Source organism: Paenibacillus cremeus, from assembly GCF_007786445.1.
Lineage (GTDB): Bacteria > Bacillota > Bacilli > Paenibacillales > NBRC-103111 > Paenibacillus_G > Paenibacillus_G cremeus.
Map to the genome: position 1 here is coordinate 1 of NZ_VNJI01000008.1, position 14,409 is coordinate 14,409.

Consider the following 14,409-nt stretch of genomic DNA (forward strand, 5'->3'; position numbering starts at 1 on the left):
GAAACGAAAGTACGGCTTGAATCGCAGCCGGTATCGGGGCTTTGCTGGCTCAAAAACCTGGGTCGGTTTAGGAATCTGGGTTCACAACCTCAAAAGAGCGGCTCAAATGATCAAATAGAGCAATTAACTGGGATTACATGGTAATTTCTCGATATAAAAAGTCGTAGTCAAAAAAGTGACTTTGTCAAATTCGACTTTTTCAGGAGCAACTAGTTAGTTCCCCCTGAAAAATTCGGGGATTTTAAAGAAAATAAAAAGGAATTTGTTAGCTCAGATGGAAGTTGTTGTTGTCGAGATTGGGGACACAATCGGTGAAGCTCTACAGGTATCGGCCGAACTAAGAAATAACGGCATACGGAAACGAATTGATACAAGTAAGCGGAAACTGAAAAAATCACTTGCAAGCGCCTCGTCCAAAGGAGTTCCATATGTGATATTCATTGGTGAAAATGAAGCTGCAGATGGTACCCTACGATTAAAAGATATGAATGAAATGACTGAAACAGTTGTAAGTGTTAAAGAAGCAAAAAAACTCTTATTGAATATCTGAACAAAATGCCGGCCAATAATGAGACTGCTGCAAAAGTGCTACTTTGAAAAACCAACTTCATGACCCAAAGAAAACGAGCCTCTAGAATCGATTTTAAGGCTCGTTTCGAGGTTGGGGAGACATTTATGTTCGCTGCTTAGGGCTTTATTACAGTGTCCACTAAAATGAGTCTTGACATTTTTGAATAGGTTGCTTTTCATCTCTTAATGGACACCCCTTACATTACCTTTCAACTGTAATTTCTCCACTAAAATTCCTCGTAATTTCATTCCATGACAAATTAATAAGCAGTCTTGCTGCGTTAAATGAATAATAGGCCGACAGGTAGAGAGCTACGGCATCAATTAGCTCCTGCTGATTCAGGAAATATTCTTGATAATGGAGTCTACCACGAGCAGAGAATCCTTTGTGCTCATCGAAAAATAGTTTGATTTCATTGACATGTTGCGGATCACTGCCTTCAACTCTACCGCTGTTTACTTTTGCTGCAATCGCTACGCAAACAGAATCAATGATGTCTTGCTCGTCAAATTGAATTTTCATATTCTTCGTCCTCTCAGGGATCTAAAAATAACCACTATAAGCCATATAACCAAAGCTGCAATTGCTAAATCTAAGATTAATGCCATAAATGAGAACGGTTGATGAACATAACCTCCATGTGAAGCAGGGTAATAACCTCCTGAAGGATGCAGCATTGATCCCAAAAATGTTCCTGCCGCAAATGCTCCAACCATAGGCCAAATGGTGCTACGTGGTTTCTGGCCTGCAGGTAGTGTATCGGAATATGATCCTCCACCATAGTACTGTCTGCCAGTGTTTGGGTTGATGTTGGAGCTACTATTTATCGTTGTCTTATCGTTGGTATTCCCAGAGACACTAGATGATGCTCTTTGATTGCCCGTACTATAAGTAGTGCCATCTTTCGTAATGGTGCTGCTATTTGAACTCGGTAAACTTGGTACATCTGTTTTATTTGATGCTCCACCACTGAATCCAGAGTTAGATGAACTACTCTGTGATGGGGTGATTCCAGGACTTGTACTTTGACTTGTGCTTGTACTCGGATTTGTCTGAGTCGTAGTACCATTAGGTGTCGAATTGCTGCTCGCACCGCCACTGAATCCACTAGAAGATTGTGACGAAGGTTGATTTGAGTTTGACGGTTTTGGACTTTGACTATTTGATGGGCTAGTTGAAAATGAACCTGATCTTGCTGAAGTAGAAGGTGCACTTGTAGAAGACTTTGATGATGGAGAAGACTGTGTACTTGAACTACTTCTGCCTGATGTTGTTGCTGCGAAAACAGTAATCTGACTCATTGAAAGCACTAAGGCAATCATAGCTATTAATACTTTCTTTTTCATAATAATCACTCTCTATTCTCAGAATACTTAACATATTTAATAATACGACAAAACTCTTCTTTACTGCCACTTTTTATGGTTTGCTCATAAAGTAGAGATGGTATTTTTTGAAATGGCGTGGTCTTGTTTTTCATTGTACACCCTCACTAAGCAGATTATAATTTAGACATTCCTTATTTATTTTATTAATTAACAACGGAAAGTTACGAGACAAATTCCGCATTCTAAGACCCTAGAGGTCCATTGCTACTGAACCTTGGTTCAGTGTGCTTAATGAAGAATCGGAGGTCGCTCTCGTGACTTTTATTGTTGTTTAAGGGGATTAGTAGCAGTTCCTCTTTAATGCACTCAGCTTGTGTTGAGTAATCAGTGAGAACAACCTATCGAAGTGCTCTCGCCAAATGTTAAGTCTTATTCACCCTAGAGTGCATCAGGCTTATTTTTTCATACTTGGTGAGGTCGCCATTTTATTAAAATGTTGCGTCATGGTGCGATCGGAATTTATTCATATCCCCGCACCACACCTTTATTATCAACAATTCGTGAGAAGAAATTACTATCAAGTTTAAGAGTCTTGGGACAGTGTGGTGCACATATGCCTAACTGACGGTTGTGTTTGTCCGTCATCGTTCCAAGAAAAACGAGTGGCTCGCGATCCTTTCGACCGATCTAACCTTGACCGCCCAGGAGATCATCCGGATTTACGGGATGTGCTGGGAGATTGAAGTATTTTTCAAGTGTGCCAAAGTCACTCCTACGTTTGCAAAAAGAGTTTCAGGGGCGATCCTACGACCTGCTTGTCAGTCACACGACGATTGTCTTCTCCCCCTACATTCTGCTCGCTTGGCAGCATCGGCAGAGTACGGACCAGCGGTCTTTTGGAGGACTGTTTTATTTGCTTTGCGATGAAGTCGGTACGCTTGACTGGGTTGTTGCCTTGCAACAACTGTTCGATTTGATCAACGAAATCGCCACAAAAGCCGGAAAGAAGATCACCACTTTAATTCAGCGTCAACTCCAGCAATGGATTGCTGCTTTGCCCAACTACATCAAGGCTTATCTGCCAATTTCAAGCTGCGAAAGTTGAGTTAATAATACAGCAAAAAAGGTACAGCCTCTTCAATTTTCTTGAAGAACTGTACCTTTTCTAAGAAGAAGGACTTTTTCAGTGGCCTCGCTTGCAGCCTAGGGCTTTTTTCAATGTCCGCTTTTTGGGGTCTTGACCAACGCGTGCTGCGCGTTGTTGGCGGGTTTTCTGTTATTACCCCTTCAATCCGGTTGTAGCAATCCCTTCCACAATATTTTTTTGAAAAAATAGGAAAACAATGAATTGTGGAAGGAGCGACAAGACGGACATCGCAAACATATAACCCCAGTGGGAGAGCGATGAAGGGTCGGAGAACATACGAAGACCAAGAGAAACGGTATATAGCTTAGGATTGTTCAAATAAATTAACGGCCCCAAGAAGTCATCCCAGGTCCACATGAAGGAAAAGATGGCCACCGTAACCAAAGCAGGCTTGGTCAGCGGAAGAACCACGCGATAAAATATACTGTAGGAGTTACAGCCGTCAATTACTGCTGCTTCATCCAATTCACGCGGAATTCCTCGGAAAAATTGGACCAGCAAAAAAATAAAGAAGGGACTGCCCCCGATAAAATGCGGTATGGTCAGCGGCAAGAACGTATTGACCCATCCAAGGTCATGAAAAAGAATATATTGGGGGATCATGGTCACCTGGCTAGGAAGCATTAATGTAATCATCAAGCAAGCGAACAAGAAGGACCTCAGCCAAAATCGCAATCGGGCAAATCCGTATGCTACGACACTTGAGGATACTATAGTGCCTAGAAGTACTACAACCGTGATGATCAAGGAATTACTGAAGAAGGTTCCGAAGGTCGTACCGCCGAAGCCGGCCCAACCGTTTACATAGTTTTTCCATTCCAGGCTCGATGGAATTAATGATCCCGAATGGGCAAAAATTTCTGACTCCGGTTTGAAGGAGCTCGCTAAAGTCCATAGGATTGGATAAATCATCACAAGACCAAAAGCAATAACGAAAGCATGATAGATGAACCGGCGGCCCGCTAAGATCATGATTACTTCCCTCCCTCCGATTCATAGTAGACCCATAACGAAGAGGATTTAAATACTAAAGCCGTCAAGAAAGCGATAATCAGAAGCAAAATCCATGCCATGGCAGATGCATAACCCATTTGAAAATTCGTAAATGCTTTCTGATACAAATAAACCGCATAAAACAATGTGCGGTCGAGAGGACCTCCGCCCGTTACGAGGAAGCTTTGAGTAAAACTCATGAAACCGCCGATCATCTGCATGACCAGGTTGAAGAAAATAACCGGCGTGAGCATGGGAAGGGTGATCCTGAAAAAATTGGACAGTGGTCTGGCGCCGTCTACGGCGGCCGCTTCGTACAGTTCCAGCGGGATTTGCTTCAGTCCGGCCATAAAAATAAGCATAGGGGAGCCAAATTGCCAAACAACCATTGTTATCAGCGTCCACAAAGCCGTATTGGGGTTTGTAACCCAATCTTGTCCCGCAATTCCAAGAAGGGCCAGGCCGCTATTCAATGCTCCGTGGAGCCCGAACAACTGCTTCCACATCACGGACACGGCTACACTGCCTCCAATAATGGAAGGAATGTAATAGACCGTACGGTAGATGCCGACCCCGCGTCGATTTGCATTAAACAGCATGGCAATAAACAGGGCAAAAGCCAGCTTTAACGGAACCGCGATCAAGACGAACAGAAATGTGATCTTCAAAGACGTCCAGTATCTCGGATCTTGGGTAAACATATGAATATAGTTTTTAGTTCCGACCCACTCGGGACTCGAGAGCATGTCATAGTTAGTGAAGGAAAGGTACAGCGAGGCAATCATCGGGCCAATAATAAAAACGAGAAAACCCAGCAGCCAGGGAGAAATAAATGATAAGCCCACCAGCTCCCGAACTATCAACTTCTTTAAAACGGATGACTTGTGAAACGCACCTAACAACGAAGGTCTCGAAATAACACGATTGCTCACAAAGACTCCTCCTTAGAAAAGAAGCCATCTAAAAATATTTAGATGGCTCTGATAGTTTAACTGATGAATTTACTTATTGCTGCTTAAGATTGAGGTTGCTTCCGTTCGGAACTGCTTAGCCGCATCAGCGGGAGAGACCTGACCGTATAGTACCGAGTCTTGGACTCTGGTAAATAAGTCTGATACGTTGCTTGCCCCTTTAGGAGATGGAGGATCAATCGGGCGAGAATGCTTTTGTACATACTCAATATACGTAAATTGCTGTTGAGTAGCTTGATCCAGTTTCGGCATGATATGTTCACGTACTTTGGATGAAATAGGTACTCCCCGTTCCGCCAGCAGAATATCATTTGCATTTAGATCATTCGTAAAGAAATCGATGAATTTCACTGCCGCATCCTTATACTTCGAGCTCGAGGCTACCGAGAAGAATTGGGATGGTTTTAAGTAATTCCCCTCTTGTCCTCCAGAATAGCCGGGGAACGGAATTAACTGCAAAGGCCGCTTAGCATAGGTCGAATATGCGGTAATCAAATTGCTGGTGAAAGGATGAAAGGCTGCGTTTCCTTTGACCAGGAGCGTATCCGGTTCACTTGAAATTCCTTTTAAAACCTGTGGAGGAGCCATCAGACCTTCTTTAACAAGGGCTTGATCAAGAGTAAAGAAATCAACCAGTAGCTTATCATCGGTGTAGCCCAATCCGTTTCCATCTTTATTGTATAAGCTCGTCCCTCTTTGTCTTAAATAATAACCGAAGTCCAGTCCCGAATCCGAGGTTGCGTTGCAGTCGATTGGGAAAAAATTGCTATTTCCGGACTTCGATTTCAGCTGACGGGTCAGGTTCATCATATCGTCATAGGTGTAGCCTTCCTTCGGAATCGCGATACCCGCTTTCTCGAATGCTCCCGGATCAATCGCTACGGCAGGAGCGTTGGCTCCCAGGTTTACCGCAAATAACTGATTGTTGACTTTACCGCCAACGATATAAGGATCGTCGGCATCCTTTAAATTCAACGCACCGGATTGAACGTAAGAATCGAGAGGAGATACTAATTTCCGGGATGTGTATTCCCCAAGATAGGCATAGTCCATTTGCATGACATCCGGGAGACTTTGTCCGGCCGCCTCCGTTGCCATTTTAGTCCAATAGTCTTTGAAGCCGGCGTATTCCGTTTCAATATGGATATTCGGGTATTTCGTTTCGAACATTTGGATGACCTTTTGAGTACGGTCATTCCGGTCCTGCGACCCCCACCAAGCCACTTTCAAGGTGATTTTTGCATTCGGATCTTCTTTTGTCGAGACATTTGCAGGCGCTCCGCACCCAGCCAGCCCAGCAAACAAAGCAGTCGATGCCAAAATAGGAACAAAAAAATTTAAACGCCTTCCCATGATTGAAGACCTCCTGTAAGTTGGTAGAAACCATCAACCTTATTAGACACGAAATGTTAGCGCTTACGATAATTAATACTACCAAATGTTAACTCACTAGTCTATATTTTCCTGCGAGGCTTTAGGGAATTCCAGTTATTTAGTAGCCACATTCAAAGCAGGCTTTTTACCCATTGATTATTAGATGAAGATGCTTAGCGCAAATGAAATCGGTAATCTTTTACCGGCCAATCAGCATCAATGAAATATGGATATTCAAATTTATTACAATGTGAAATCCAAAATTTCACTTTCTCAAGCCGTAAATCGGCAAAAAATGTCCAAGGATCAGTTTATTAATCTGATTCTGGGTTGTGTTCATGCTTTTAAAGAAGTAGACGAATATCAGTTAGTCAATAAGGGAGTTCTGTTGGATATCGATCTCATTTTTGTAAAGCCAGGCTCGTTCGAACCTTCCTTTATTTATTTGCCTATATATGCCCATGACGAGGGGATAACCAAACTTAAAGAGTTTATTACATGACCTATGCACTTCGTGGTAACACTTGGTAAATCTCTGGTTTAGGCGTAACCCAAAGAAGCATTAAATAATGCTCTGGCCAAAATAATTGAATAAGCCTTGCAAATTGCTACACATCTGTGTCAAAATCAACGTAGATTCGCTGAGAGCCTTGGTGGTTTCTCTTGCGGAGCTGGCAACGAGTGTGGAAGAGGCCGCGAACCATTTTGCCGTGGGTGTAGCCTTCATCATCACTCGTTTTTTCTTTGTTCAATTCATAGAGAGCAACAGCTAACAACGTCTCGGCTGCAAACAATAACTCGAAGTGAGCATGGTGATGCGCTTCCGAGTCGGAGTGGCATTTTTCAAAAGCCAGTTCCTGTTTGGCTGTACGAAAAAACACCTCAATCCTCCATCTTTTCACATAAGTCTGCAGCGCTTCCTTGGGAGCATCGTAGCGGTTACTAATGAGAAGATAAGCCCCTCTGTAAGTCGCTGGGGACTCGTCTTTTTCCGTCTCGGCAGTATCGGAATCTACCAGTTGCTCATCTTCTTTTAAACGCATGGCGACGACAGCGGCAATCTGGACAAATCGCTGTTTGGTGACTTGCTTTCCTTTACGATTTGTTACTGTAAACGGCTGTTTCATGTAGATATTTGGAATCGAAATGGACACCAGGCCTGATGCCCCTTGACGTGTTAAGGTTTTAAACACTTCACGGATCAGCATGACAGGAGTAAGTGGCACGTAACGTTCTCTCCCTGTACAAGGTTCAATCACTTTACGAAATAAAGCCGTATTACGCTTGGCCTTCGTAACCCAATCCAATTGTTGAGACTCCAAGAATGTAAAAAAATCCTTACACAAATACCAACGATCCATCGCCACCCATAGGCGGCAAGTCACGGATTCACGCAGCATTAAGAGCATTTGCATGGCGAGTTCCAGCTTCGTAAGCCCTTCACCTTTGGTTTCAGGTTTATGCCACACCGAGTAAAACAAAGGATACTCCAGCCCGTTGTTCAAAACAGCTTGAAGCACCACCAGATTCATGGCCCACGCATACGTTTTTGTAGAATGATCGATAAGCCAGCCAAGGAAAGGGAGTTGTTTAGCATGGGGATGCGTACAATGGGTATCATCGAGATTGACCACATCCCCTTCTTGAAGGCGAGTCTGCTCATCTTGCTGCAAACGTTCTACGCGCTTTTTCCCGAAGGTTTTCCAGGCAAACGAAGTCGTAAAAAAGCGGCTCTTGGTGTACTGAGCGAGTTTCCAAGGATGGAATATCACTCTTAGCATGGCATCCTTCTCAGCCAAGTCGGCCATTTGGACGACGGATGAGCAATTGGAAATCAAACCGACGACATAGAGAAAGCAAATCAACCAGAACGGTGTGCCGCTACGTTTCATCATGCCAGACTGGGTTAAGAGCAGGGAGAAGTCAAACCGATCCCACAGGTTACGCAAAATCGGAGCACCCGCACATTCACTCAGAGATAGCTTGCGAAACCTTGGTTTTTGTAGCGCATTCATTGGAAAATCACCTGTTATATTGAAGTAACACCTGTAAAAAGGTATCCTTCGCAATTATTGTGTCGTTTTCTAAATGTCAAGTAATTCTTAGACTCTATGTGCTTTTTTTTCATAACCATTTTAACCTTTTACCAAAATCTAACTTCAACTGCATAACTCATGTAATAGTGTTAAATTATGGTCGAAACTGTAAAATTGTGGTCAATTGTTTTGAATTATGGTCAAGCGTGAGGTTCAACTTTCGGTGAAAGGCAATGGGAGTAAATGTTCCGTAAATTGGACTGTTGATAAAGTCTACGTCTAAGTAAAAGGCTGATGATTCAATACAATATATAGTAGGTGGAGTATCAAATACAGTCCTTTATTTAAAAGCACCTATGTTTGTGTCGCGAAGCCACGAAACAAACATAAACACATAATCACAAATGAAATTGGCCCGCAATTGATGTGTCATCTTTTGACCCCATAACGCTATCTTATTAAAAGTGGGGAATGTATTATGGAGATCTATAAGTTGTTTTCAAATTGGCTAATCTAATTTCAGAGCGAGACATCCCCAAAGGAATAGAAGCATTTAATTTTAACTTATATGAAGGCTCAGAAGATACATACGATATACAAATAATTGGTACAGATGAATTCGAAGAGGATGACTCAGATTCGCCAACTTTGGCGACGAAAAAAGCCCAGCATTCACGTAGATGTTCAATCCGAACTGCCGGAATGTGTAGCCTCTTGCACACGATACTTTATTATGTATATTATAAGAACGCTAGTTCGCATAATAAAGGGTGTATCCCATGAAAATAGAAAAAATCGTTCAGGTGAAGCTCCGTGCTGTCAGATATCGGACACAAAATACTCCGCATAATCGCCAATTTGTCCGCGCTGCGCAAGTATACGCCTAACATCGAAGCACTGGAGTTCAAGACTGGCCGGGATCGTCAGGTCGTTATGAAGGTGTTGGCCGTGTTGGCCCGGGAGCAGTATATCGAATGGTCCGAGAAGGATCCAGATTACATCCAGTTGCTGGAGGTATGGGAGCGGAAGCCTCTGTACGATGCGAAATTGTCTCCGCCATTTAAAACGAACACGTCGCCGTTTATGAATTGGCTTATTTAGGGAGTAAGTCCTGTCTGACTGACTTCAGTAAATAATCAATAATTAACGAATCCAGTTTTTCACTTAGAGACTGTAAATATGGGTGTTGAAAATCCATATCATATTCTGCAGAGAGTAAGACTATTTGCTTTACTAACTGGTCTATCTTTTTCTTTAGAGTGAATACATCGTCCACCAATTTCCATTCGTCCTTTCGAGTATATTCCAAGTTGTATTATCGCAAATTCTAATGTGGGTTTGTATTTATTAAAGGAATATTTAGGAAGAGGGGAACAATCACACCATGAAGCCAAACAAATTAGCCTCTGAGCGAACGTCATGTTTGAGTCGTCCCGCTTTATGCTACCGGATCATCACGAAAGGGCAATTGAGTAGCGTAACGGGTTGGTAAGAAACCGCGACCGGAGCTGACAGAGGAAGAGCAGCAGGAGCTATTCGGTAGGCTAAAGGCATCCTTGAGGAACTCGGTCGAGGTGACGATCACCGTTTTCGGTGAATTAGGCAACCGGCAGGTAACCGGGGGCGTCGCAGGCTTAGACCCGAAGCACCGCCTGGTCAAAGTGGAGACCTCGGGCGACTGGGAATTAATCGAGTTTGAGAACGTACTTGCGGTGGAGTTGAGCTCGGTGGAGTATTAGCTTTATCAACCAGTTTCTTTCACTTTTCCTTTACATCTCGGGCAGGTGATCTTCTCGCCGGCCAGCCGGATACCATCGAGCCTTTTTTGAAAGATGAGCGAATCTCCTTCTATGTCTCCAAACAAAACGAAGGCTTGGGTAAGACCATACAGAAGGATCTTATTCTCTTGGATACACCGTATTTTATGACTCTCGATTCCGATGACTGGGTGGAACCTGAAACACTCGAGCTATTATTAGACGAGATGGAATACTAGCCAGTAACTACTTCGCTTATTTGCGGGAATGCCCGTTATTGGAAGGAAGAAAGCAACGGAGAACTTATTTTCCTTAGAGACGAGAAGAATCCGTCTTTTTTCAATAAACTCGATTTCTTGTTTTATGGCCCCACACCAACTCCGAGGTTTTACCGAACAGCTACCGTCAAACGAATTGCGCGGCTTTTTGAATGATGATCCGTCAGGTGGCCGTAATGCTGAAGATCGCTATTTGCTTTTGAGGCTAATCGCAATCAGTAATTTCGTGTCCATCGACCGACCTTTATATAATGTTTTGGTTCACGGCAGTAATATGACAGATCCGTCTACTCGTGAGCATTTTAATGAAATCAAGAGAATTATCTATTACAAGGTATTGCAGGAATGGGGCGACGGTTATGAACCTGTTTTCGCCATTAGTACGGACGGCTGGCTAGATGTCATAGATGTTAAAATAAAAGCGGAAAGCGACGAATAAGACGCTCCCCATTTTATTTTAATACTTTCAGAATTTCTTTCGTTAATGTTTTCATAAAGAAAGGTAATTGATCAGGACGTATAGCCTTGAGCATATCTTTTTTCTGTTCAACTGAAACATTGGGATTAATTAGCGCATTTCTGACTCGTTCGTGTACAGCACTTTGAATATCTACACGATAGTCTTCAACCCTGCTTTTCATCATACTTTGCACCCTAAAATTAAATAATTTTCATGTATATAAATTTTTAATGGTAGGATTCCTACATACCCATCCGTGACCTAGAGCAGTAGGAATATTCAATGTGAAAGCCTCCCACTTTGGACTTCACCATTTGAGGTGAATTCTTCTTATCCCCCCACACTTGCCATTTCGATTACGACCCTCGATTTCATGAGTCAACTCAATCTGTCGCGGAGTCTTTTTGCGTACGTTGAAGCTTTGTTTTCGTGGTAACGGCAGTAACGGTTGTCTCTGGTTGGACGCTGTTATTCTGGTAGATGTTCTTAACTCGCGTAGGTAGAGGTACGAGAGTTTGATAGTGTTAAGGATGCAGTAGATTGAGAAAACAAAGGTGGCGTATCTTTTTTTTCTTCATACCGGAAGGGGATGAGCCGGAACGGTACGAAGAGGAAGTGCTTCGGCGCATGCGGGAGCTCGTCCGTCTGGCAGAGGAAGCAAATGTAACTCTCATTCATGAGAATGAGAAGGAGATCTACGGAGATACAGGGGTTCGCTACCAAAAGCTGCTTATCGCATTGTCTTCCGCACATCTTCGAAGTGCATTTGATCCGGCCAATTTCGTGCAATGCAAGGTGAAGCTGATGTCGGACGCTTATCCGCTAGTGGAACCGTATATCGCCTATACTAATGTAAATGATGCACTCATGGAAACTGGTAAAGTCGTTCCCATCGGAGAAGGTGACGGACAGCTAGAGGAACTCATCGGCGTGCTGAAGGACAAGAATTATTCCGGTTTCCTTTCTCTGGAGCCCCATCTTCGTACCGACGGCAAGTACCAAGGATTCAGTGGGCCGGAGCTGTTTAAGGTTGCATCTCAATCGTTGAAACAACTGCTCGCAGAAGCAGGTGTGGAGTGGCGATAAACGCGCGGTGGGAGCTTTAAATCATCATCTGAATCTGCCATTGCATTATAATGCTATAAAGAACAAGAGAGGTGCTTTTCTGGGCATCATCGGAGGTTTCGATGGATGAAACTTTCAAAACGGCAGCCGACAAAAAATTGGATTTTGTAGAGTTCTGTATCAATGTTACCCAAAATGTGGATAATTTCAAGAATAGTATCAGCGACCTGAAAAACTGAATGCTGTTCAGTTACTTAATAATCAATAGCTTATTAATATGGCGTAGCCTTGGTTGCTTCTATGAGAAGTGATCTGGCGCGATATACAGGCGTGATTGCCAAGAGTATTTCCTTAGCAGAAGATAGGGCAAATATATTGATTGAAAATGGTTGGTTGGAACAGCCACCGCAAGCAGCAGTTGAACGTAAACAATTGACAAGAGTTTAAATGATAAAACATTCAAAAACGAAAACGTTCACTGATAGCCACTTACTGAAAGTGGCTATTTTCATGGATAATTAGTAGCTCCTACTGCACCTGAGCGTGTCACATAAATTAGATTCAGGGAGATCATTCAATACTCCGGCTCTCCCAAAAATCCCCTTTTCTTTAAATACACCGATTTCATATCCTTATTCCTGCAGCTCAATGCACATATGAATTAGCGATAGAGAGACGGAGAGTAAATCAGTATCCGTATTAATCTTCGTTTAGTTTATCCATTCTATCTTCTGCAGGATATCGGGATTTTTTATCGTAGTACGTTTTGAGGGGAACTTCCCAGAACCATTTTGATGATGCCCAGTCATATACATTTACCCTTCCATACTTTTCTTTATCCCAGAGCATTTATAGTCAATTAAACTGCAAGTGACGTGACCGTGCCGTTATATGGCAACCTAATTCGTACACACTATAAATTTTCCTTTGGAAAGCGTGCTAGCATTAGCAATATATGATATAAAAAAAGTACTAGAAGCCTATTGACTTTTATAACCACTTTAAAGAATTCGAGCAATCTCTGAGGTTTTGATTTTATAAGGAAAAAAATATTGCAGTTAGATAGTGCATTATACCGGTAAGGAGAGTTTATGGGTGACACGCAGTAGAATGAGATTGGTAAGATTGCTCACATCGTTAGATGGGGGCTATTTGACGCTTACATTCAATAGAATCTTAAATTGGATTGGACCGACGGTAATTCATACAACATGAAGGAGGGATCAGATGGCTGCACTGGGGACTTGGATAATCAATGCCTACCTCGTACTGCCCAATAAGGTTTCTATGGGAAACTTATTCATAACAGGGGGCACCATTACAAACATCGTTGAGGGCGAAGCCCCTCATTCATTCATAGACTCTGACAAACATGAAGTAATCGATGCACAAGGCGCATACGTTCTACCTGGGTTAATCGATATTCATTGTGACGCAATCGAAAAAGAGGTTCAACCTCGGCCGAATACGCTGTTTCCCATGGATTTGGCTTTGTACGAATTGGAAAAAAAGTTGGCCAGCAACGGAATAACCACAATGTATCAGTCCGTCTCCCTTGGTGTAGGATTAAGCCTTCGCGGTGACGATCTCTTAGTTCAACTGATTAATCAAATTATTAAATACCGCGACGAGCGCTCGATGATCCGGCATCGTGTACACCTTCGTTATGAGTTAATTCATTTGGCGGGATTGCAGTTGGCTGAAGAGCTTATTCAAACCGGCGCAGTGGATTACCTGTCATTTATGAATCATGGGCCCGGTCAAGGACAATACAAACGACCAGGCTCTTTTGAAGCTTATGTGATGAAAAATCAAGGCGTGGATAAGGAAGAAGTAAAGAAAATTGCTGACAATGCGATAAAAAAGCAAGAGGCTATTAACTGGGATGATATCCTGGCGTTAAGTCAGTTGGCCCATAAGCACCAAATTCCCATTGCGTCACATGATGATGACTCAAAGGAAGCCATCTCGAAGGCGCTAGAGTTTGGTGTAACCGTTAGCGAATTTCCTTTGAATTTGGAGACGGCAGCTTACGCTAAAGAGAAGCAATTGTTTGTGTGTGTCGGAGCCCCTAATGTAGTTAGAGGTGGGTCGCATGATAAAAATATGCGTGCGATCGACGCAATTCACGCGGGGACAGCTCATATTTTATGCTCCGATTATTTGCCCTCGTCCTTGCTTGCAGCCGTATTTGTGATTCCAAATGAGAACATCACTCTCTCTGAGGCAGTAAACATGGCGAGCCTGCATCCTGCTCAGGTGATGGGGATTGACAAACGATTCGGATCGATTGAACAGGGAAAAGCAGCCGATCTCTTGCTTGTCAAATCCATCAATGGATACCCATGGATAAAGCGAACGATTGTAGACGGTACTACAGTATATTCCTCCGATTTTTTTCATGGGATTGCCGAAGAAATCTAATCAAA

At 42.9% G+C, this 14,409-nt stretch carries 15 protein-coding genes and 2 pseudogenes; 10 read left to right on the forward strand and 7 right to left on the reverse strand.

The genetic code is table 11. The features are described from left to right. The first annotated feature begins 274 nt into the window (after positions 1–274). Positions 275–550, forward strand: coding sequence for a His/Gly/Thr/Pro-type tRNA ligase C-terminal domain-containing protein (locus tag FPZ49_RS08005; RefSeq protein ID WP_144845345.1), 276 nt, complete (start codon positions 275–277; stop codon positions 548–550). Positions 551–772: 222 nt separating this feature from the next. Here FPZ49_RS08005 and FPZ49_RS08010 read toward each other — a convergent pair whose 3' ends face one another. Then, positions 773–1,093, reverse strand: coding sequence for a DUF2653 family protein (locus FPZ49_RS08010; RefSeq protein ID WP_144845347.1), 321 nt, complete (start codon positions 1,091–1,093; stop codon positions 773–775). After that, positions 1,090–1,917: a hypothetical protein gene (locus tag FPZ49_RS08015; protein WP_144845349.1), complete on the reverse strand. Its 828-nt coding sequence runs from the start codon at positions 1,915–1,917 to the stop codon at positions 1,090–1,092. Before FPZ49_RS08015 ends, FPZ49_RS08010 begins: the two co-directional genes overlap by 4 nt. Positions 1,918–2,526: 609 nt before the next feature. On the opposite strand from FPZ49_RS08015, the pseudogene FPZ49_RS08020 reads away from it, so the two are divergent. Further along, a pseudogene (locus FPZ49_RS08020) lies at positions 2,527–3,004 on the forward strand (IS4 family transposase); the annotation flags it as partial. A 174-nt stretch (positions 3,005–3,178) separates the two neighbouring features. Here the strand turns inward: FPZ49_RS08020 and FPZ49_RS08025 are convergent. The 3 genes from FPZ49_RS08025 to FPZ49_RS08035 form a co-directional block, all read right to left on the reverse strand. Beyond that, positions 3,179–4,018 (reverse strand): carbohydrate ABC transporter permease, encoded by an 840-nt coding sequence (locus FPZ49_RS08025; protein WP_144845350.1) that lies wholly within the window; start codon positions 4,016–4,018, stop codon positions 3,179–3,181. A 2-nt stretch (positions 4,019–4,020) separates the two neighbouring features. After that, positions 4,021–4,941, reverse strand: coding sequence for a carbohydrate ABC transporter permease (locus FPZ49_RS08030; protein WP_391563810.1), 921 nt, complete (start codon positions 4,939–4,941; stop codon positions 4,021–4,023). A gap of 99 nt (positions 4,942–5,040) precedes the next feature. Beyond that, positions 5,041–6,363: an ABC transporter substrate-binding protein gene (locus FPZ49_RS08035; protein WP_144845352.1), complete on the reverse strand. Its 1,323-nt coding sequence runs from the start codon at positions 6,361–6,363 to the stop codon at positions 5,041–5,043. Between the two features lie 247 nt (positions 6,364–6,610). On the opposite strand from FPZ49_RS08035, the gene FPZ49_RS37430 reads away from it, so the two are divergent. Next, positions 6,611–6,886, forward strand: a complete 276-nt coding sequence (locus FPZ49_RS37430) for a DUF6382 domain-containing protein (RefSeq protein ID WP_222429886.1) — start codon at positions 6,611–6,613, stop codon at positions 6,884–6,886. A gap of 106 nt (positions 6,887–6,992) precedes the next feature. On the opposite strand, the gene FPZ49_RS08040 is transcribed toward FPZ49_RS37430, so the two are convergent. After that, a complete protein-coding gene (locus FPZ49_RS08040; protein ID WP_144845354.1) occupies positions 6,993–8,399 on the reverse strand; it encodes a transposase in 1,407 nt (468 codons plus the stop codon). 834 nt (positions 8,400–9,233) lie between these two features. On the opposite strand from FPZ49_RS08040, the gene FPZ49_RS08045 reads away from it, so the two are divergent. The 4 genes and pseudogenes from FPZ49_RS08045 to FPZ49_RS08060 all read left to right on the forward strand — a co-directional run bounded on the left by FPZ49_RS08045 (position 9,234) and on the right by FPZ49_RS08060 (position 10,894). Continuing rightward, a complete protein-coding gene (locus FPZ49_RS08045; protein ID WP_186445678.1) occupies positions 9,234–9,521 on the forward strand; it encodes a hypothetical protein in 288 nt (95 codons plus the stop codon). Between the two features lie 401 nt (positions 9,522–9,922). Further along, a pseudogene (locus FPZ49_RS08050) lies at positions 9,923–10,159 on the forward strand (YolD-like family protein); the annotation flags it as partial. Between the two features lie 86 nt (positions 10,160–10,245). Continuing rightward, complete coding sequence (locus tag FPZ49_RS37435; RefSeq protein WP_186445679.1) at positions 10,246–10,416, forward strand: glycosyltransferase; 171 nt, start codon at positions 10,246–10,248, stop codon at positions 10,414–10,416. Between the two features lie 124 nt (positions 10,417–10,540). Next, on the forward strand, positions 10,541–10,894 hold the full coding sequence (locus tag FPZ49_RS08060) for a hypothetical protein (RefSeq protein ID WP_144845358.1): 354 nt from the start codon (positions 10,541–10,543) through the stop codon (positions 10,892–10,894). Positions 10,895–10,907: 13 nt separating this feature from the next. On the opposite strand, the gene FPZ49_RS08065 is transcribed toward FPZ49_RS08060, so the two are convergent. Further along, positions 10,908–11,099 (reverse strand): hypothetical protein, encoded by a 192-nt coding sequence (locus FPZ49_RS08065; protein ID WP_144845360.1) that lies wholly within the window; start codon positions 11,097–11,099, stop codon positions 10,908–10,910. Positions 11,100–11,455: 356 nt separating this feature from the next. Between FPZ49_RS08065 and FPZ49_RS08070 the strand changes: the two genes are divergently transcribed. From FPZ49_RS08070 to FPZ49_RS08080, 3 genes are all read left to right on the forward strand, one after another. Next, positions 11,456–12,001, forward strand: coding sequence for a sugar phosphate isomerase/epimerase family protein (locus tag FPZ49_RS08070; RefSeq protein ID WP_144845362.1), 546 nt, complete (start codon positions 11,456–11,458; stop codon positions 11,999–12,001). Between the two features lie 267 nt (positions 12,002–12,268). Next, positions 12,269–12,427 carry a DUF3231 family protein gene (locus FPZ49_RS08075; RefSeq protein WP_261381314.1) on the forward strand — a complete coding sequence of 53 codons (159 nt, stop codon included), beginning with the start codon at positions 12,269–12,271 and terminating at the stop codon, positions 12,425–12,427. A gap of 780 nt (positions 12,428–13,207) precedes the next feature. After that, positions 13,208–14,404 (forward strand): alpha-D-ribose 1-methylphosphonate 5-triphosphate diphosphatase, encoded by a 1,197-nt coding sequence (locus FPZ49_RS08080; protein WP_144845366.1) that lies wholly within the window; start codon positions 13,208–13,210, stop codon positions 14,402–14,404. The last annotated feature ends 5 nt before the right edge of the window (positions 14,405–14,409 follow it).